At 61.6% G+C, this 20,050-nt stretch carries 15 protein-coding genes; 10 read left to right on the top strand and 5 right to left on the bottom strand.

Annotated elements, in window-relative coordinates; genetic code table 11:
* Window positions 1–45: 45 nt before the first annotated feature.
* The 3 genes from CJ178_RS24955 to CJ178_RS24945 all read right to left on the bottom strand — a co-directional run bounded on the left by CJ178_RS24955 (window position 46) and on the right by CJ178_RS24945 (window position 2,897).
* The gene (locus CJ178_RS24955; RefSeq protein WP_045068640.1) at window positions 46–1,197 is read right to left on the bottom strand and encodes a magnesium and cobalt transport protein CorA; all 1,152 of its coding nucleotides are present in this window, start codon (window positions 1,195–1,197) and stop codon (window positions 46–48) included.
* 267 nt (window positions 1,198–1,464) lie between these two features.
* The gene (locus CJ178_RS24950) at window positions 1,465–2,421 is read right to left on the bottom strand and encodes an isopenicillin N synthase family dioxygenase (protein ID WP_095888258.1); all 957 of its coding nucleotides are present in this window, start codon (window positions 2,419–2,421) and stop codon (window positions 1,465–1,467) included.
* Complete coding sequence (locus CJ178_RS24945; protein ID WP_033232343.1) at window positions 2,418–2,897, bottom strand: nucleoside deaminase; 480 nt, start codon at window positions 2,895–2,897, stop codon at window positions 2,418–2,420. Before CJ178_RS24945 ends, CJ178_RS24950 begins: the two co-directional genes overlap by 4 nt.
* An 88-nt stretch (window positions 2,898–2,985) precedes the next feature.
* Here CJ178_RS24945 and CJ178_RS24940 point away from each other — a divergent pair, with 88 nt between their 5' ends.
* On the top strand, window positions 2,986–4,617 hold the full coding sequence (locus CJ178_RS24940; RefSeq protein WP_257013427.1) for a PucR family transcriptional regulator: 1,632 nt from the start codon (window positions 2,986–2,988) through the stop codon (window positions 4,615–4,617).
* On the opposite strand, the gene CJ178_RS24935 is transcribed toward CJ178_RS24940, so the two are convergent.
* Together CJ178_RS24935 and CJ178_RS24930 are read right to left on the bottom strand one after the other, a co-directional pair.
* A complete protein-coding gene (locus CJ178_RS24935) occupies window positions 4,498–5,919 on the bottom strand; it encodes a purine-cytosine permease family protein (protein WP_033232621.1) in 1,422 nt (473 codons plus the stop codon). The two genes, CJ178_RS24940 and CJ178_RS24935, sit on opposite strands and share 120 nt — an antisense overlap.
* An 87-nt stretch (window positions 5,920–6,006) precedes the next feature.
* Entirely contained in the window at window positions 6,007–6,624 is a 618-nt protein-coding gene (locus tag CJ178_RS24930) for a TetR/AcrR family transcriptional regulator (protein WP_033232344.1), read from the bottom strand.
* Between the two features lie 84 nt (window positions 6,625–6,708).
* Here CJ178_RS24930 and CJ178_RS24925 point away from each other — a divergent pair, with 84 nt between their 5' ends.
* The 9 genes from CJ178_RS24925 to CJ178_RS24885 all read left to right on the top strand — a co-directional run bounded on the left by CJ178_RS24925 (window position 6,709) and on the right by CJ178_RS24885 (window position 20,044).
* Complete coding sequence (locus CJ178_RS24925) at window positions 6,709–7,623, top strand: SDR family NAD(P)-dependent oxidoreductase (protein WP_033232345.1); 915 nt, start codon at window positions 6,709–6,711, stop codon at window positions 7,621–7,623.
* Between the two features lie 28 nt (window positions 7,624–7,651).
* A complete protein-coding gene (locus CJ178_RS24920) occupies window positions 7,652–9,253 on the top strand; it encodes a PucR family transcriptional regulator (RefSeq protein WP_095888676.1) in 1,602 nt (533 codons plus the stop codon).
* 143 nt (window positions 9,254–9,396) lie between these two features.
* Window positions 9,397–11,001, top strand: coding sequence for an ABC transporter substrate-binding protein (locus tag CJ178_RS24915; RefSeq protein ID WP_095888257.1), 1,605 nt, complete (start codon window positions 9,397–9,399; stop codon window positions 10,999–11,001).
* Window positions 11,002–11,093: 92 nt separating this feature from the next.
* Window positions 11,094–12,107 (top strand): ABC transporter permease, encoded by a 1,014-nt coding sequence (locus CJ178_RS24910; protein ID WP_242484465.1) that lies wholly within the window; start codon window positions 11,094–11,096, stop codon window positions 12,105–12,107.
* 1 nt (window position 12,108) lies between these two features.
* On the top strand, window positions 12,109–13,956 hold the full coding sequence (locus CJ178_RS24905) for a dipeptide/oligopeptide/nickel ABC transporter permease/ATP-binding protein (protein WP_257013424.1): 1,848 nt from the start codon (window positions 12,109–12,111) through the stop codon (window positions 13,954–13,956).
* A complete protein-coding gene (locus CJ178_RS24900; RefSeq protein ID WP_095888255.1) occupies window positions 13,953–14,744 on the top strand; it encodes an ABC transporter ATP-binding protein in 792 nt (263 codons plus the stop codon). The genes CJ178_RS24905 and CJ178_RS24900 overlap by 4 nt, the downstream gene beginning before the upstream one ends.
* Entirely contained in the window at window positions 14,741–18,100 is a 3,360-nt protein-coding gene (locus CJ178_RS24895) for a serine hydrolase (protein WP_095888254.1), read from the top strand. Before CJ178_RS24900 ends, CJ178_RS24895 begins: the two co-directional genes overlap by 4 nt.
* Complete coding sequence (locus CJ178_RS24890) at window positions 18,097–19,248, top strand: M20 family metallopeptidase (RefSeq protein ID WP_095888253.1); 1,152 nt, start codon at window positions 18,097–18,099, stop codon at window positions 19,246–19,248. Before CJ178_RS24895 ends, CJ178_RS24890 begins: the two co-directional genes overlap by 4 nt.
* Entirely contained in the window at window positions 19,238–20,044 is an 807-nt protein-coding gene (locus CJ178_RS24885) for a GNAT family N-acetyltransferase (RefSeq protein ID WP_095888252.1), read from the top strand. Before CJ178_RS24890 ends, CJ178_RS24885 begins: the two co-directional genes overlap by 11 nt.
* Window positions 20,045–20,050 lie beyond the last annotated feature (6 nt).

The raw sequence follows: 20,050 nt of genomic DNA, 5'->3' as shown, positions 1-20,050 counted from the left end.
GTTGTGCGCCTTTATCAACCGCCCGCGGTTGATAAAGGCGCACGGTCAGAGCCAGCCTCGCCGCTTGAAAATCGTGTAGAGACTTCCACACGTCAGCACCATCATCGAGAGCGCAAACGGATAGCCCAACTGCCAGTGAAGTTCCGGGATGTCGTCGAAGTTCATGCCGTACACAGTTCCGATCAGTGTCGGGGCAAAGAGAATTGCCGCCCAGGCCGACACTTTCTTGATCTCCTCGTTCTGCGCGTAACTCGCCTGCGTGAGATTTCGCATTTCCTCGTTCTGATTCTGCGATACCAGGGTTGCATTGACGGTCAGGATGTTTCCCAACAGTTGACGGAACCCGTCGGCCTGCTCGACCACTGTTGTCGCGTGGTCGGTGACATCGCGAAGATAGCGCTGCAGTTCTTCGTCCGTGTGGTATTTGTCGAATCCTGCCGACAGCCCACGCAGCATGCCGAGCAACGGCCGTGTGGCTCTCTGGAATTCGATCACTTCACGGGTCAATTCGTAGATACGACGCGACACTCCGGGATCGCCGCTGAATACCTCGGTCTCGATCTCGTCGATGTCGTTCTGCAGGCCGGCGACAACCGGCGCATAGCCGTCGACGACGGCGTCGAGGATTGCGTAGAGAACAGCTTCGGTCCCCAGACGGAGGAGATCGGGATCGTTCTCCATTCTGGTTCGCACGGCCGTGAGATCCGGTGATTCACTGTGGCGGACAGTAAGAACGAAGTTGGGACCACAGAACACATGCAGTTCACCGAATTCGACGCGTTCGGTCTCGTCGCGATAGCGCGCAGCGCGCAACACGACAAAGAGTGTCTCACCGTATCGCTCGAGCTTGGGACGTTGATGTGCGGCAATCGCGTCTTCGACAGCCAACTCGTGAAGATCGAAATGCTGTGCTGCAGCGTACAATTGAGTGTCGTCGGGACGGTACAGCCCGATCCATGCCATCGACTGCGAATCCGGCAGGCACGACAACGCTTCGGCGAGGGTGGACGGCGACGCGATCCGAGCTCCGTCGCGGTACACACCACTATTCACGACCGTGGCTTCCACAGGCGCAATCGCATCGGTCGTTGCGGCCTTCACAACGGTGCGGGCGACGGGCGTGTGACCGGTTCGACTATCACCGAAACCTGCCGAGCGACGCGGGAAGGACGACCGGCGGGACTTGAATTCAGACATGCTGCAACAGCTTTCAAGGAAGAGTGAACGGCCAAGGCGCGCTTCACAGCGAAGCAGAGGCCGATGAACACACGATGAAGCTGCAGCAAAATACCCGGCACCCCGGGCGATCTACAGCTTCAGTTGGTACTCGGAGGTTGGCCACGCATTACAAGCCACACCTCCTCTTCCCTGAATTACTGCTCGTTCGCCATGCGCTCGGACGGCGCACGACGCCCACACACTACCCCTCTTCCGAGAACGGGACAAACCAGGGATTCTCGCCGACTAGAGAGTGATCGCGTCCAGCCTGAGTTTGATGAAATCGGCCGACACGACGGGTTCCAGGCCGGACACTCGCCCGATCGGCAACTCCAACGGGGTGACTACCGCATCGTGATTGAGTTCGTAGAAGTAGATGAGCGAGACCAGATCTTCCTCCGGAGCGTCCGCTTGGGGAGGAAGTACGCGGTGCCGGCCCGACGGCCAGCGTTTCCCACTCCAGTATTCGAGGAGGTCTCCGATGTTGACCGTCAACGCTTCCGCGTCGTACGGGGCGTCTTCCCATCCGCCTTCGTCCGTGTACACCTGCAGTCCACCGGATCCGAGCTCACGATCGAGAACTGTCACCGTTCCGAAGTCTGTGTGCGGACCGATGCGGAACTGTCCCGGCTCAGGCTCACCCACGACGCTCATCGGTGGGTAATGGTTGATGTTGCACGTCCACGTGGGGAGGTCGGCAAGCCCGTCGAACGGGTTGTTCGCCAAACCTAGTGCAGCTGCGAACATCTCCAGCAAATCGTCCGACAGTCGACGCATCTGCGCGGTGTAGACGGTCAAGAGCTCGTGTAGCTCGGCAACCTCGCTCGGCCAGACGTTGGAGAGAAACCAGACGTCGTCGACCAGCGGATCGCCCGTCCGAGTTTCGGCTCCGATCGCAAAGGTTTCCTTGAGATCCGGCGGAGTTTCGGTTCCCTCCGAGTAACCGTTTGCCTCCATTCCCGGGCCGATCCATCCGCGTTCACCGACTATTGCGGCGTACTTGGCTTTTGTCGACTCGGGTAGCGCAAAGAACTTCCGGGCCGCGGCTCGCACGTCTGCGGCAAGTTCGCGGGTGATCCCATGCCCGCGCACGAGAAGGAAGCCCGCACGTTGCAGCCCTTCGTCCACCTCACGCGCGACAGCTTCAGCGCCCGGACCGCCCGCCCGCCAGAGGGAAATATCCACGGTCGATACAGCCTTCATTCCGCTACTCCGATGTCTTCGTTCCACAGTGCCGGGTTTGTTTCGATGAACTCGGTCATCAAATCGATGCAGTGCTGATCTCGCAGAACGGTGACAGACACCCCGTTTTCGCGGAGCCACTCGTGCCCACCGGTAAATGTCACGCTTTCACCGACGATCACGGATCCGATGTTGAACTGACGCACGAGCCCGCTGCAGTACCAGCACGGCGAGAGCGTGGTGACCATGATGGTCTGCCGGTAGTCACGTTGCCTTCCGGCCGCACGAAAGGCGTCGGTTTCACCGTGCACCGACGGATCGTCGTGCTGGACTCGACGGTTTCGTCCACTACCGAGAAGGGTGCCGTCGGACGCGAAGAGTGCCGCACCGATGGGAATTCCGCCCTCACTGCGGCCGAGTTCGGCCTCGGATATCGCTGCCTGCAACATTGTCTGGGGGTCGAGAGCGCGGGAAGCGCTCGTCACAGTCGTCGACATCCCTCTACTTTCTGCTGTTCGGACTACATCCACAACTGACACATTGTTGTAACGAGCCGCCCTTATGGTGGACATACTGTCGCCCAGAGTGAGGAACGCCGAACCGATGTCTCTGACCGTGCGCGAGCTACTCGACAACCAGTTCCGTGGGGCCGATCCACAGGTTCTGGCCGGTGGCAGTCAGTTGGGCCGTGTGGTCCGCTGGGTCCATTCGAGCGAGATCTACGAGATCAGCCCGTTGCTGTCCGGGGACGAGTTGTTGCTCACCACCGGCTTGGGTCTGTCCGGGGTCGATCCGGGGACCAGGCGGCACTATCTGCGAGAGGTCGGGAACCGAAACGTCGCCGGAGTTGCCGTAGAACTCGGCCGAACCTTCGACGCGATTCCGTCGGACATGATCGAGGAAGCTGCGATCATGGGAATGCCGCTGATCGCACTCCGGACTGTTGTCCCTTTCATCGAACTGTGTCAGAACGCAAATACCGAAATCATTTCGCGTGAAGTCGCTGTGCTGCGCCTGGGAAATGATCTCGCTCGCGTGCTCGAACTCGAGTTGATGGCGGGCAGTGGTGTGGCCACTCTGCTCGAGCGCATCAGTGACGTAACGGGGTGCCCTTTGATCGTGACAAGCGGCAGTGGCGCCCTCGTCGCAGCACATGGCGTCGACGACGATCGGTCCGCCTGGCGTGCCGCTGACGCCGGAACTGCCACTGCCGCTATCCATTCCAGAGACGGAGCCTGGGGGACTCTGACGGCCGGGCCTGGTTCGACACTGAATCCGGCAACGTTGCACGGGCTGTTGCAACGCTCAGCCGGTTCATTGGGGTTGGCACTGACCTATTCGGGAAACCTGACCGGTCGTCCCCAGCGGGCGGCCGCTACTCTCGTGTCGGATCTGCTGGAGCGCACCGACGTACGGCAGATCGACCTTCGCGTCAGATCCGCGGCCGCTGGGTTCCATCCCACTCCCGGCCACCGCGTCGTTGCGATCGCGATCGACTCCCCTGGTTCGCGAATCGCCACTCGCCTCCTCGATTCCGCGGCCAAACTCCTCGGCCAACCGAACTTGGGAGCCGAAGTACATGCCAGCACGTTCGGTCTTGTTGCAGTGCCGGCCAAGACGATCGATGCTGTCGGAGCCGTGAGTGCGGCATTCGGAACATCCCTGTCGTCCAACATCACCGACGGAGTCACGGTGGTGATCGGAGACCCGTGTGCGTTCACTCCGTCCGAGGTCAGTGCGGCACTTCATGCTGCCCGATCAGGGCTTCGCCTTGCGACGTCGGCTCGTCGGACCTGGCTCGCCGGGCGCGTGGTGACAACCACTCGTGAACTGGCCCCGGAACTCGCGGTGGACCAGTTGCCGGTGGACGTTCGGGAGCGGATGGTTGCCGTCGTCGCTCCCCTGATTTCCTGGGACGACACCCATTCGAGTGATCTCACCAGAACACTCGAGGTTCATCTCCGTCATGGTTGCAGCGCAACACGTTCGGCGGCTGCGCTGCACCTGGGCCGGCAATCGCTCTATCAGCGACTCGACCGTATCCGGGCGCTACTCGGATACGACCCGTCGACGCCGTCGATGTACGCGACTCTGCTTCTAGCGCTGTGCGCTCACCGGCTTGTCGCGCGAGATCTTCGAACCGTTGACGAGGAGGTAAAGCCCGCCCGCGATGACAAATCCCACGAAGAACGTAATGTCGCCCAGCTCGGGGACTGACCGTACGACGTACCCGACAAACTTCTCTTGGTTGGAGAACAGCAGAACCGAGGTGAGGAGTGCGATCACGAAAGCTGAGAATCCACCCCAGTTGGTGTGTTCCGGGTCGTAGAGGAGATTGTCGATGCGCTGCCCGCGGCGCAGGTATTGGTCGGCGAACATGATGCCGAGCCACGGACCGATCCAGTAGGCGACGACAAGGAGGAAAGCTTCGTAGCTTGCTGCTGCGTCGGCGAGTGCCCACCACGCAACCAGGAATCCGACAACTCCGAAAACCATCGCGACCATGGCTCGCTGCGTTTTCACCGGGAGTTTCAATCCGATGGTCACAAAGGCCATCGAGCCGGAGTAGACATTGAGCGCATTCGCGGCGACGGCACCGAGCGCGATGGCCAGTAGCGTCAGATTGGCAAGTGCCGAAGGAAGATTGGATGTGAACGCGTCGGCAGGGTTATCCGACGACGGCGCGCCGATCGTGACCGATGCCGCACCGACCACCGACAGTGCCACGCAGGAGACAAACAGTCCGGCCGACGCGAACAGACCTGTTCGGAATGTCGAGACCGACGCCGGAAGGTAGCGCGTGTAATCAGCGGCATAGGGCGTCCACCCGGCGGCGTACCCGAACGCGGTGCCCACGGTAAGGAGGAAACCGCCGAGTCCACCGACGCCGCCCTCGATCGCCGGCGCACCTGGATTGGCTTTTGTCAGAATGACAATCGCAGTGATGGCAAAGATCACGGCAAGTACGGGAAACGCATATCGCTCGAAAGCCTGAACCAGGTTGTGCCCGAAGAAAGCGAACACGGTCTGGATGACGACGATCACCAACAGTGAAGGTACAGGCGGCAATCCGGTCAGGGTGTTGAGCGCAAAAGCGCCGCTGACACTGTTGGTTGCAAACCATCCGACGCCGCACATGATCGACATGAACGCCGACGGCAGAGCGTTACCTCGGTATCCGAAACCCAATCGGCCGAGCACCATTTGCGGCACACCGTGCAACGGGCCGCGTGCCGACAGCACGAAGTGCGCGGCCGCACCGAGAGCGGTTCCGACGACCAGTCCGAGCGTCGCCTGCCAGAACGTCATCCCGAATACGGATACGGAGAGAACTCCGATGAAGATCGTGGCGAATTCGAGGTTCGGGGACATCCACGTCCAGAACAGCTGACCAGGGGTGCCGTGGCGATCCTCGTCGGGAATGAACTCGTTTCCGCCAGGTTCGACGGCAAGTACGCGATCTCCGTACTCGCGATCCACCCCGGTCTGCTCGCCGGTTACACCCTCGGTAATTGCCATAAGAGAACCTTGGGGTGCGGCGAGAGCTGCGACAACCGACAGACTGTCTGCCACGACAGTCAGTTCTACGGACAGTCTGGCGCCGCGCTAGTGTTCCGCGCGCAACCCGCCGATCAGGAGTTCGACGATCTCGTCTGCCAGCGCCTCGGTTTCGGCGACCGACTGGCCCTCGCGACGGCGATACCAGAGATCGATACCGTTAAGGCTACTGAGCAGAACCTTTGCCGCCATGCGCGGTGACGAGGCGCGGATCGAACCGTCTGCGACTCCTTCGATCATCACCTGTTCGAAAAGCTTCTCGTAGTCCAAGCGCAGAGCGTTGAGTTCGACGAGCGCCTGCTGCTGGCGCGGCTTGAGCGCCGAACTCATCTGTCCCCGCACGCCCTGGTGGATTGCATGATGATGTCCGAGGTGCGTCATGAGATTGATCAGATGCGCCCGCGACATCGCCGCGAGCTTGACCAATCCGGTGCCGCCCGCCGCCACTTCTCCGTCGACTTCCGCTCTGAGCCTGCTCATACCCTGCTCGAAAATAGCCAGGTAGATATCGAATTTCGACCGAAAATGGTAGTAGACAAGACCCTTGGTGGCGCCGACGCGATCGGCGAGGTCGTCAATGGTCGTGGCGGCATATCCGTCTGCCGCAAATGCGTCTGCCGCGGTCTCGATGATCACCGAGCGCATATCAGGTGCGTCAGCACTCATCGTTCACCCTTCACTGCCTTGACTTGTTTCCACACTTTGACATAGTAATACTCAGTAGTATCCCAGATCAGAGAGGTTTTTCCCATGTCATTGGATTTCTCAGGCAAGGTCGCGATCATCACTGGCGCAGGCGGCGGTCTCGGCCGAGCTCACGCCATGGCGCTCGCCGCTCGCGGCGCACGCGTTGTGGTCAATGACATGGGCGGATCCGTCAACGGCAGTGGGGGCGCCGATACCGCAGCCGCGAAGGTAGTAGCCGAAATCGAGACTCTTGGCGGCGAAGCGCTTGCAGATCACTGCGACATCACCGACGCCGACGCAGTTGCCGCCATGGTCGCCGCTGCTATCGAGAAGTGGGGGCGCGTCGACATCCTCATCAACAACGCCGGCATCCTGCGCGACAAGTCGTTCATCAAGGCCGACTTGGACGACTTCCGCAAGGTCATCGACGTTCACCTCATGGGTTCGGTCATCGTGTCCAAGGCTGTCTGGCCGCACATGGTCGAGCAGAACTACGGCCGTATTCTCATGACCACATCCGCGTCGGGCATCTACGGCAACTTCGGCCAGGCCAACTACGGCGCCGCCAAGTCGGGCGTCGTCGGTTTGATGAACGTGTTGTCCATCGAAGGTGAGCGCAAGGGCATTCGAGTGAACTCACTTGCCCCGACGGCGGCTACCCGCATGACCGAGGACCTGCTCGACGAGAAGACCCTTGCACTCCTTGCTCCCGAGTCGATCTCACCGGGCGCGCTGTTCATGGTCTCCGAGGACGCACCAACCAAGACGATCCTCAGCGCCGGCGCCGGCGTGTTCGCGATCGCCCGGATGGAGGAGTCGCAGGGCGTCTACATCCCGCAGGAGGCGCTCTCGCCCGAGGTGGTCGCCGAACGCTGGGCTGAAATCAGTGACATGACCAACTCGATCCAGGTAGCCGCTGCATTCGATCAGACCCACCGTTTCGTGGGGAAGGCAGTGGCCGAGCAACCTTCAGCCTGAGCGACCTCCCTGCCCGTAGAGTGTGATCGTGCGTACGAGCAGCGGAGTATCGATAGTCGACATCGTCGACAGACTCGGTATGACGTTCCTGCGCGGCGGTAGTCGCGTCACCAGCGCCCGCACGTTCAGCCATGTAGTCCTGCACGAGGGCCCGCAGTCGGTCCGCGGCAGCGCCGGCGCTGTCGTTCTCGGCGCCGGCCTTGTCGGCACCGTCGACATCGCCACGGCGATAAGGGAATACGGTGCCGCCGGCGCCGCAGCGCTGATCGTCAAAGAGCCACTGAACATCGTCGACGACGTTGCTCTGGCGCTCGACGACGCCGACATCGCACTACTCGGCATGATCAAGGATGCGAGCTGGCTCCAGAGCGCATCCTTGATCAACGAGATCCTGGAATCCGGAACTCGCGGTGATCAGACGTCGACCGCCGAAGCCGATCTGTTCGATCTTGCCAATTCGATCGCACACGTGATGAACGGTCCTGTCACGATCGAGAATCCGTCCAGCCGCATCCTCGCATTCTCGGCGGATCAGGCGCGCGGCGACGAGGCCCGCAAACAGAGCGTTCTCGGTCACCAAGTGCCGCAGCACTATTCCGACCAGCTCCGGTCCTTGGGTGTCTTCAATCGGATCTACGGATCTGCCCTGCCGGTCTTCCTGCCCAGCATCGGGCCCGGCGTCAGACCCCGGGTCGGCATGAGAATCCATGCGGCAACGCAGATTCTCGGATCGATCTGGGTGATAGTGGACGAGGAGCCCAACGATGTGCAGGTCAAAGCACTGGCCGAAGCCGCCACCGTAGCTGCGATGAGCATGCTCCGTGCCAGGCTTGCGGCCGATTCTGCCAAGCGACTGCGTCGTAGTGAGGTAATCACGTTGCTCGACGGTGGAACTGCGGCCAAAGCGGCCGCCGAGAGACTCGGATACGGACGCGCCAAGGCGACAGTGCTTGCCGCTGCCTTCCGATCCAATACGGATGTGCCGGTGGACGCCGAAGCCGACGTCGACAATCTCGCCTCGTCGTTCAATACTTTTCTGCACCAATCATTTCCGATGTCGATTGCGGCTCCGATCGGCGGCACGGTCTACGCCGTCGTCCCGCACACCCGGAAACAGACCGACGACGACTACATACGGCACATCGCGTCCGAGTTCGCCGACCGGAGTCGATCCCAGAGATCTGTTGTCATCGGGATCGGGACGACAGTGACCGGCGCGCGATCGTTGGAGACATCACGGGGTGAGGCCGACCGCGCTCTGCGGGTTCTGCGATCGAGTTGGAATTCCACACTCCGCAATGTCGCCCGGGCCGCAGATGTGCCGATCGATTCACTGTTGCTTCGTTTGTCCGATGCATTGGCCGACGAGAACGAGAAACCGTCCGGGCCGCTCGCGTTACTACAGAAGTACGACAGCGAACACGACATCAACCTCGTGGAGACTCTTCGGGCGTGGCTCGACACGTTCGGTGACATTCCCGCCGCGGCGGCTCTGATCCACGTCCATGTGAACACGTTTCGCTATCGACTCAAGAAGCTTGCCGGAATTGCCGGAATCGACCTCAATGATGCGGAGACGCGTTTCAGCCTAATGCTCCAGATTCGTCTGTTTTATCCGAATCCTTCGTAGGTCACTACAAGAACCCTCCGAATTTTCGTAGAAGACGACGATGCCCTGATCCTCTCGGTGCGACAGGATCAAGCGGTCGTCATTCATTCCGCGCCCGCTGCACGTGGTTTCGCTCGGGTCAGGCTTTCATTCTCGGAGGCACCATGAAACAACGGTCCTACGCACTACTCGCTGCCGGAACCGGCGCGGTACTTCTGCTGTCCGCGTGTTCTTCGGGCAACGCATCAGGTTCAGGTGACGGTGGTGGTGAACCCGCTACCGACGGCACCTTCACGCTTGCGCTGGGCGCGGATCCCGGAGCGCTCAACCCACTCATGACAGCTGCGACGCCCGCACACGAACTGGCGCGGCTGAGCTACGACAATCTCGTCTACCCCAACCCCGAGACTGGCGTCACCCAGCCCTGGCTCGCCGAGAAATGGACCGAGACACCGACTTCGGTCGAGTTCACGATTCGTGACGGCGTCACCTGCTCCGACGGATCTGCGCTCACGGCTCAGACCGTCGCCGATAACATCAGCTTCATCACCGACGAATCCAAGGGATCTGCACTTCGCGGTGTCTACGTCCCGAAAACCGCGAATGCCACAGCCGATGTCGCAGCGCGGACCGTCACCGTGTCCACCCCGGAACCGTCGCCGTTCCTCATGCTGAATCTGGCTCGCGTACCGATCATGTGCGACGCCGGACTCGACGATCCGACGGCCGCGAACAAGGCCACTATCGGTTCCGGCATGTTCACGATGACCGAGGCCGTGGCAAATGATCACTACTCGTACACTCGCCGCGACGGTTACAGCTGGGGTCCGGATGACACAACATCGTCGACGGCGGGTGTGCCGAAGGACGTGGTCGCCACAATCGTCACCAACGCCAGTACCTCCACGAATCAACTCCTGGCCGGCGATCTGAATGCTGCCGAGGTTTCCGGACCGGATCAGGATCGACTCGACTCGGCAAACCTGACCACCGTGAAACGCCCGTCGCCGGGCGGTGAGATGTTCTTCAACCACATCGCTGGAAACCCGACCAGCGACCCGGCCGTACGTAAAGCCCTTGTGCAGGCACTCAACCTCGACGACTTGACCGAGGTGTTCACCGGCGGCCGAGGCGAGCGTTCGACCAGCATGGTGTCCGTCGAACCGCGCGCATGTACATACAACTCGATCGAGGGTAACCTTCCCGACTTCGATCTCAGTGCCGCAAAGGCAACCCTCGACGCCGCCGGATGGACAGCCGGCTCCGATGGGAAGCGAAGCAAGGACGGCGCTCCGCTGAACATCCGCCTCACCTACGAGACTTTCGGCGATTCGACAAACGCTGCAGCCGACCTCGCCCAACAGGCATGGTCAGAACTCGGCGCAACCGTCGTGATCACCGGCGGCGATTCCAACAAGATCGTCGACGTACTGCTCAGTGGCAAGGACAACACCGCGTGGGACGTCGCGTGGGAGCCGATCAACGTGGCATTGCCGAGCATGCTGGTTCCGTTCCTGTCCGGACCGGCGCCTGCCGAGGGACTCAACTTCTCCTCGATCTCCAACCCCGAGTACGACGCGGCAGCCGCCAAGGCATCAGGATTGGTCGGCGACGACGCCTGTGCAGCGTGGGCTGACGCAGAATCGCAGATCATCAAGTCCGTGTCGGCGGTGCCGTTCGCAGACAAGCTCACGACTGTGTACTTCAAGAACGCCGGTCTCGCGTTCGGTCGCACGTACGTCGGTTCCGCCCTGCGGCTCTACCAGTAAGCGGTATCAGCGGCCGGGAGACTCATCGAGTCCCGGCCGCTGCCCGTGAGTAGCGCCTGTCTCCTCATTCCCGACACCTCGAAAAGACAGCCATGAGCGCAATGCGTGAAGCCGTGAAATCCGTTTCGGCGCCGATAGTTCGAACAAAACGATTCGACGCAAACAGCTGGCCGGCGTACCTCTTACGTCGTTTCGGCACCTTCGTGATTTCCCTCTGGGCACTGGTGACGGCTGCCTTTCTGATGCTCCAACTGATTCCGGGCGATCCGGTTCGGTTGGCGTTGGGGATGAACGCACCCGTCGAACTCGTGGAGTCGACGAGGTCTGCGCTTGGCTACGACCTTCCTTTGTGGCAGCAGTACTTTCGATTCATCGGCGGGTTACTGACGGGGGATCCCGGCGATTCGATCACATTGAGGACTCCGGTCCTCGAGGTGATCGGTTCACGCTTGCCCGCCACCCTCGAACTTGCCGTCCTCACCGTCATCACCGTGCTGGTGCTGGCAATTCCGATCGGGCTCGCCTTCGCGGCCCTGACGCGAGGCGGGCGCCGACGCGGAGTCGAGATCGGTTACACGGCAACGTCAGGCGCTCTTGCCGTCGTTCCCGAGTTCATGTTCGGTACAGCCCTGGTCTACCTCTTTGCCGTCACGTTCCCGATCCTGCCGGTTGCGGGACGAGGCGGCATCGAAACCTACATTCTTCCGGTTGCCGCGATGTCGATCGGAGCTACGGCCTCCATGTCTCGCATCGTTCGCGCCGAGGCACTTGGGGTCTTGGACATGGACTACATCCGGACCGCTCGCGCGAAACGAATGCCGATGGCGCGTCTGTACTTCCGCCACGCGATGCCCAATCTGCTCACCTCGACGTTGACCCTCGCCGGGCTGCTCCTGGGTGGCCTGATCGCGGGCACGGTACTCGTCGAGAGCATTTTTGCTTGGCCGGGAATGGGTTTGGCGCTGGTCAAGTCCATCACCGAGAAGGACTACCCCCTCGCTCAGACCCTGGTTGTGGTCTACGGCAGCATCGTCCTACTGGTCAACTTCATCGTCGACGTGGTGCTTGCGCTCATCGACCCACGATCCACGATCCGGGAGAACTGAGTTGAGCAGCTCACCGACAACCACTCAACGACACTGGATCGTTGCAACTCTGCGTACTCCACTCGGAATCCTGGCTGCCAGCGCTCTCGTTGCCCTGATCGCCATGGTGATATTCGGACCGATCATCTGGGGTGACGCCGCAGTTGCCGGCAATCCGCGCGCCCTCTCACAAGGTCCAAGTTCCGAACACCTCTTCGGCACCGACGCCGGCGGACGCGACGTCTTCGCCCGAACCATGACGGCAGCCCGCTTGTCTGTCGCCATGGCTCTCGGAGCTGTAAGCCTCGGCGTCACACTCGGGATCGCCCTCGGCACACTCCCCACACTCGCTCCTCGATGGATCGGCCGAATCGTCGTGGCATTCCTCAACTTTGCGATTGCCTTCCCCGGATTGCTCCTGGCCATTTTCCTCCTGATCATCTTCGGGCAGGGTGCAGGAAGTGCGGTGATCGCGATCGGTCTCGCGATCGCGCCGGCGTTTGCACGTCTGACCTACGCACTCGCGTCGTCGGTGAACGGACGCGACTTCATCGATGCGGCCCGAATCCTCGGGATCACCAAACCTGGCTTGCTCTTCCGTCACATCCTCCCGAATATCCGTGAACCTCTCATCGTCAACGCCACCATCGCTGTGGGAACCGGTCTGGTCGTCTTTGCCGGCCTGTCCTTCCTCGGGTTGGGCATTCAGCCACCCTCGTTCGACTGGGGGCGGATGCTCAACGAAGGCCTGTCCAAGATCTTCGTGAACCCCGCTACCGCGCTGGCTCCTGGGATTGCCGTGGTTCTTGCCGGTCTGACCTTCACGTTGGTCGGCGAAGCCATCGCTCGCGGCGCAGGCGTGCGCAGTCCGCTCACCCGCGCCCTCCCGAAGTGGACGCCACTCAACGCCAGCGGCGCGGCGTCGGATTCGATACCGGAAACCGATAACGCCGTGCTCACCGTTCGGAACCTGTCGGTCGCCGTCCCCGGGAACGGTGAATGGCGTCGACCTGTCAACAACATCAGCTTCACCGTAGGACGCGGCGAGACCGTCGGCATTGTCGGCGAATCAGGATCCGGAAAGTCGCTGAGCTGCATGGCAATCGCACAACTCACCGACCACCCCACCGTGGTCGATGCCGGTCTGATCGAGTTCGACGGCACCGTGTTGATGAAGGACGGGGTACGACCGGACAACGGATCGTCACGCACCGTCGCCCGCCAGCTCGGCACTCGTCTGGCAATGGTCTTCCAGGATCCGATGTCGTCGATGAATCCGTCTCTCAAAGTCGGATATCAGGTTGCCGAGATCGGTTGGCTTCACGAAGGAATGAGCAAGTCCGAAGCCAAGAAGGCGGCGGTCGACCGCTTGACTGCAGTCAAGATCCCCGATGCCGAGCGGCGCGCACAACAGTATCCACACGAATTCTCGGGCGGCATGCGTCAGCGTGCCATGATCGCGATGGGTCTGATGGGAACACCGGCACTGATCATCGCCGACGAACCCACCACCGCCCTCGATGTCACCGTGCAACGGGAGGTTCTCGGGCTGTTGCACAACGTCCGCGAGGAAACCGGCGCCGCCATCCTCCTGATCTCCCACGACATGGCTGTCATCACGGGAATCTGTACACGGGTACTGGTCATGTTCGCCGGCGAGATAGTCGAGGACATCGCCGTAGACGACCTGATCGGCGGACGCGCACAGCATCCGTATACCAAGGCACTTCTTGCCGCGGTTCCCACCATGACCACCGATCGTGACAAGCCACTGGCCACAGTCGACGAAGCGTGGCAGGCACAGGGTTCCGGAAGCGCCGTCGACGTCGAGTTGGACGATCTGATGTCGCTCGCCGAGGAGATGCGATGAGCAATATGGAATTTCGTGAGGTCAACGTTCACCTGGGCAGTGGTTCCCGGCGATTCCACGCCGTCAAGAACGTCAGCCTCGTCATCCCGTCGGGATCGGTAGTCGGCCTCGTCGGTGAATCCGGTTCCGGCAAGTCCACTCTGGCACGTGCAGCCGTAGGACTGGCCGAGCCCAGTTCGGGTTCGATCCTGCTGGACGGTGTCGACGTCGCTCACGCGCGCGGTGCAAATGCACTACTACGCCACCGTATTCAGATGGTCTTCCAGGATCCGTATTCGTGCCTCGACCCCAGAATGACCATCGGCCAGTCCCTTGCCGAGGCCCTTCGCGCCACCGAGCGACGTGACCGGGCACGACGCGGTCGAGGAGAGCGGGCCGCCGAAGTCGCGAGGCTTCTCACCACGGTCAGCCTGCCGCCTGAAAAAGCTCACGACTACCCGGCTTCATTGTCGGGCGGTCAGAGACAACGCGTTGCCCTGGCCCGAGCGCTCGCCGCTGCGCCGTCAGTGCTGCTCGCTGATGAAATCACTTCTGCACTGGATGTTTCCGTGCAGGGTTCCGTCCTCAATCTGTTGATGGACCTACAGCGGCAGCTCGGGCTCACTGTCCTGTTCGTCAGCCACAACCTTGCCGTCATCCGCTATGTCTGCGACCACGTTGCGGTGATGTTCGGAGGTGAAATCGTCGAGCACGGCCCGGTACTCGACGTGATCGATTCTCCTCGTGAGGAGTACACCGCCACACTCCTGTCCGCTGTTCCACAACTCGGGGAGCCGATGTTCCGATGACAACACCGTCAACACCGACAACACCGACAACACCGAAGACACCTGGCCGGCGTGCGGCAACCATCGAGGACTACACCTCTGTGGTGACACCGTCCGACATCGCCGTCTCCACATCGGGCCGAATCGCCTATGTACGTACCGAATCACACCTCGACGACGACACCACTGCTCACTCGATCTGGTTGGCTTCCCCAGCGGTGCAGCTCACGGCCGGCCCCTCCGACACGTCGCCGGCGTGGCGACCAGGCTCGACGCAGTTGATATTCGTCCGACCCGATTCCGCGGGCATTCCGCAACTGTGGACGGTCGACGCGGCCGGCGGTGTGCCGAAGCAGCTGACTACCTCGGCACAATTCCCACTCGGCGCCGGAGCGCCCGTGTTCTCGCCGGACGGTGGCCGGATTGCCTTTGTCGCCTCCGTCGACCGCGCGGTATCGACGTCCACTCGTCCCCTCGTCACCCGTCGGCTCAACTACAAGGTCGACGGATCGGGTATCCGCGCGAACATACGGGCGCACCTCTTCGAACTCGACCTCACCGACGGCGCGTCTCGGTGTCTGACTGATGGCGACTGGGACGCATCCCACCACGTGTACAGCCCCGATGGGCGGGAACTGGCCTTCACCGCAGCGATGGACGACGACGCCGACGTGACCATGGCTACCTCGGCATGGATCATCTCGGTCACCGAACTCCGTTCCCCTCCAAGTATGTTGGGAAAGGCAACCGGCGTGGTTGGCCCGCTGCTGTGGACGTCCGACGCCACCGCTGTGGTCGCTGTCGGCTGGCACGTCCCGGCAATCCACAACAACGAGTTACTACTGCTCCATCGCGACCGAAAGGTTGCCGATCGCAGCCTCACCGCCGATCTCGATCGCAATGTGATGCCCGGCGGTACCGGATACCCGGGCGCCGCACCGGCTTTCACCGAGGACGGCACCATCGTCTTCTGCATTCGACACCACGGCTCCACGGAGCTTCACCGTCTCGATCTCGAAACAGGTTCTGTCAAGCCACTTCTGACCGGCGGGCAAACTGTGATCTCCGGGCTCGCCGTTTCCGGACGCCACGCTGTCGTTTCTTTGACCACGGCAACGTCCTTCGCCGAAATCGCTACTGTCGATGTAGACACCCTCGACGTCGATAACGTCACCGATCTGAATTCGACGACAACACAGCACATCGAATTTCCGGAAGCCACCGAGCGCTGGTTCGACATCAGCGACGGCACCCGCGTTCAGGCCTGGATACTGCGCGATCCGAACGTCAGTGGCGCAGGCCCGCTGGTTCTCGACGTTCACGGCGGCCCGCACAATGCGTGGACGGGTACGCCGTCGTTGATGAATCCGTATCACGGCGCACTGGTCAGCCGTGGCTACACGATCCTGATGATCAACCCTCGCGGTAGCGACGGCTACGGGAATTCCTTCTTCGACGGCGTTCACGACGCGTGGGGGGAGGCTGACCGCGCTGATCTCCTCGAACCGATCGACACTCTGATCGCCGAGGACGTTGCCGATCCAGCTCAACTGGCGGTTGTCGGCTACAGCTACGGCGGATTCATGACAGCCGCGCTGACGTCAACCACGGATAGATTTGCCGTTGCGGTTGCCGGTGGGCTCGTCTGCGATTTGGCACACATCGTGGGCGCTTCCGACGCAGGCATTCTTCTGCAGACGCTCGAATTCGATCAGTTCACTTCGCGGGCAGATGAACTCGCGCCAATTCGCCGTGTCGCGAAGGTGACGACCCCAACACTTGTCCTCCACGGCGGTAGCGACGTCCTGTGCCCGGTCAACCAGGCGGAACAGTGGTTCGGTGGACTCCGTCTGGCCGGTGTTGACACCGAACTTGTGGTCTATCCCGACGCGTCACATGCATTTGTCCTCACGGGCCGGCCGTCACACCGGGTCGATTACGCTGCCCGCCTTGTCGACTGGATCGAGCGGCACCTGTCGCCGTACCCCACACGCCGCAGTGTCGATCGAGACTACTGGCAGTACCGACTCGACACACTCACCACGAAGTACGGTGTCCCCGGAGCATCGCTGGGGATTCTGACGACCACGCGCAGCGGATTCCAGCGCACTGTCGTCTCGTCCGGAGTTGTCAGTACCCGCACGGGCGTTGCCGTCACGCCGAACACGGTGTTCCAGATGGGGTCGATCAGCAAGGTCTGGACAGCTACCCTGATCATGCAACTCGTCGAGGAAGGAAAGCTCGACCTCGATGCACCGATCCGGAAAGTCCTGCCGGACTTCGCAGTTGCCGACGAAGCCGCAAGCACGTCGATCACGACGCGTCACCTGCTGACCCATACCAGCGGAATCGACGGTGACGTATTCCTCGACAACGGGCGTGGCGACGACTGCCTGGAACATTATGTGGCAGAGCTGAAATCGGTAGTGCAGATCTTTCCGCCCGGCGCCGGCTGGTCGTACTGCAATACCGGATTTGCAATTGCCGGGCGCATCGTCGAAGTCCTGCGCGGGCAAACCTGGGATGCAGTGCTGCGGGACCGAATACTCGAGCCGCTCGAGCTGCGCCACACCACCACCTTGCCGGAGGAGACGGCGCTGCACTCTGCGGCAGTCGGCCACGTCGACGTTGCCGAAAAGACCGAGCCGACACCACACTTCCTGATCACTCGCTCCATGGGTCCGGCCGGCCTCATCACTTCCAGCGCCGAAGATCTACTATTGTTCGCACAAGATTCGATGCGTGACGATCCCGTCCTCCTGCGTCGCTCGACGCATCTCGCCATGATCGAGCAGCACATGCCCATCGGAGACGTCGCGAGCGCCGCCGACGGAATGGGAACGACCTGGCTACTCGACGATTGGGACGGGGTGCCCGTACACGGCCACAAGGGTGCGACACTCGGGCAGCAGGCATATTTGGATGTCATTCCGTCGTGCGGTGTTGCACTTGTTCTCATGACCAACGGCGGAGCGATGGACGCACTGTCGGGTGACATCCGTGCCGAAGTCGCGGAGTCGATCGCCGGCGTGAGAGCTACGCCGGAGTTCTCACCTGGCGATGCCGAAAATCGCACGACATCCTCTGCCGCTGAACTGGATACGCTGTGCGGCATCTTCCGTGATGCGGCTACCGATTTTGCGGTCGAACGAAAAGGTAACTCCCTGAAAGTCACCCGGACCGAGCACACCAATCCGTCCGGCTCCGAGGAGATCACCACATCGGTGGATCTCGATCTGCTGGAAGTTCGGCCAGGAGTCTTTGCAACCAGACTGCCGCAGATGTCGGCTTGGTCTCGGATCACGTTCTCCGGCAAGGCGAGTACGCAGTTGCTGCATTTCGGAAGCCGCGCATACCCACGGGTGAGCGAGAAATGACCGCACTACTGGAGCTCGCCGAACAGCGCCTCCCCCAGATCATCGACGACGCCCTCACGCTCATCGAAGTCGAGTCGCCGTCAAACGACCTCGACGCGGTTACCCGCAGCGCGAAGGCCACCGCGGACCTCGTCCACGAGCGACTCGGCGCGCGGGCAGAGTCCATTGTGGTCGAGGGCAGGACCCATCTGCTGGTCAACTTCGGAACGTCACCGCCACAATTGATGCTTCTCGGACACCACGACACGGTCTGGCCGATCGGCACCCTGGCGCGCCTGCCTGCAACCGTCACCGACGGCGCATTGCGGGGTCCCGGCGGGCTCGACATGAAACTTGGTGTTGTTCAGGCAATTCACGCGCTTGCCCTGGTCCGGGAGTTACACAGCGTCGACGCGCTCGACGGCGTGACACTGCTGATCACCGGGGACGAAGAAATCGGCTCACCCACTTCGCGCTCGTTGATCGAAGAATGTGCAGCGGGGGCGGTGCTCGTCCTGGAAGCCGGCGGCGACAACGGCGAGCTCAAGACTGCCCGTAAAGGTGTGTCACTGTATCGAATTCAGGTCTCCGGTCGCGCGGCTCATGCCGGCTTGGAGCCGGAAAAGGGCATCAACGCCGCAGTGGAGCTCGCTCACCTGGTCATCACCATCGCTGCAATGTCGGCCCCTGATCTGGGCACCACGGTCACACCTACAGTGCTTTCGGCCGGAACCACAACCAATACCGTTCCCGCCGAAGCATGTGTCGACATCGACGTGCGCGCGACCAGTGCGGCCGAGCAGCACCGCGTGGACTCGAACATCAGAAGCCTGTGCACACGCCATCCCGATGCGGCGATCACGGTATCGGGTGGAGTGAACCGGCCACCCCTGGAAGCGGCCATGTCTGCGACGCTGCTGGCGCTCGCGGAACATGTTGCGCTCCAAAATGATCTGACTCCGCCCATAGGAATCGCCGTCGGCGGCGCCTCGGACGGGAACTTCACCGCCGGGCTCGGAATTCCCACCCTCGACGGCCTGGGCGGCGTCGGTGGTGGCGCCCATGCCGAGACCGAGCATGCACGTATATCCGCGATCGCACCGAGAACAGCACTGCTGGCAGGCATGATCCGGTCGATCACGACAGAAGGTATTTCCCGTGTCGAGTAGCCCGACAATCACGTTCCGAGAACTGGTCGACGTCCACGAAATCGACGAACTCTCCGCAGTTTTCGACAAGATCTGGGCCACCAGTCCGGGCCCTGCGCATTTCGGCACTGCGATGCTCATCGCACTCCACCACGGCGGCCACTACGTGGTCGGAGTGTTTGCCGAGGACAGTTTGATCGGCGGTTGTGTCGGCTTTTTCGTCGAACCCTTCGGCGAGGTTCTACATTCACATATCGCCGGAGTACTGCCCGAGTTCGCCGGCCAGGGAATCGGCCGCACACTCAAGTTTCATCAACGGGACTGGTGTCTGAAACGCGGGGTCCACACCATCCGGTGGACGTTCGATCCCCTCGTCGCACGGAATGCGTACTTCAACATCCAACGCCTCGGCGCGGAGCCCTCCGAATACACTCCGAACTTCTACGGCTCGATGACGGACGGCATCAATTCCGGTGATGCCACTGATCGAATGTTGGTGAGCTGGAACCTCAACGGCTCCGCCCCCGGACCGCGGTCGAGCGCGAACCTGACCGATATTGTGAAGGTGCTCCACCCCACTGCAACTGGCGAACCGCGGATGATTCAGATCCCACCCGACGCCGCCGACATCGCTGTCGGAATACCCAGGGACATAGAGCAGCTGAGAAGGATCGACCGTGCCTCTGCCTTCGTGTGGCGGCATGCCCTTCGTGAGTATCTTGCGCCGCTCGTGGCATCGACGCAATGGCACTCGACCGGCTTCGACCCCAGCGGTTTCTACACGTTCACCACAACTCGAGCGACACCCGGAGAATGACATACC

The organism is Rhodococcus sp. ACPA4, assembly GCF_002300185.1.
In the GTDB taxonomy this organism is placed as follows: domain Bacteria; phylum Actinomycetota; class Actinomycetes; order Mycobacteriales; family Mycobacteriaceae; genus Rhodococcus_F; species Rhodococcus_F globerula.
This window is presented reverse-complemented; position numbering and strand designations above follow the sequence as displayed.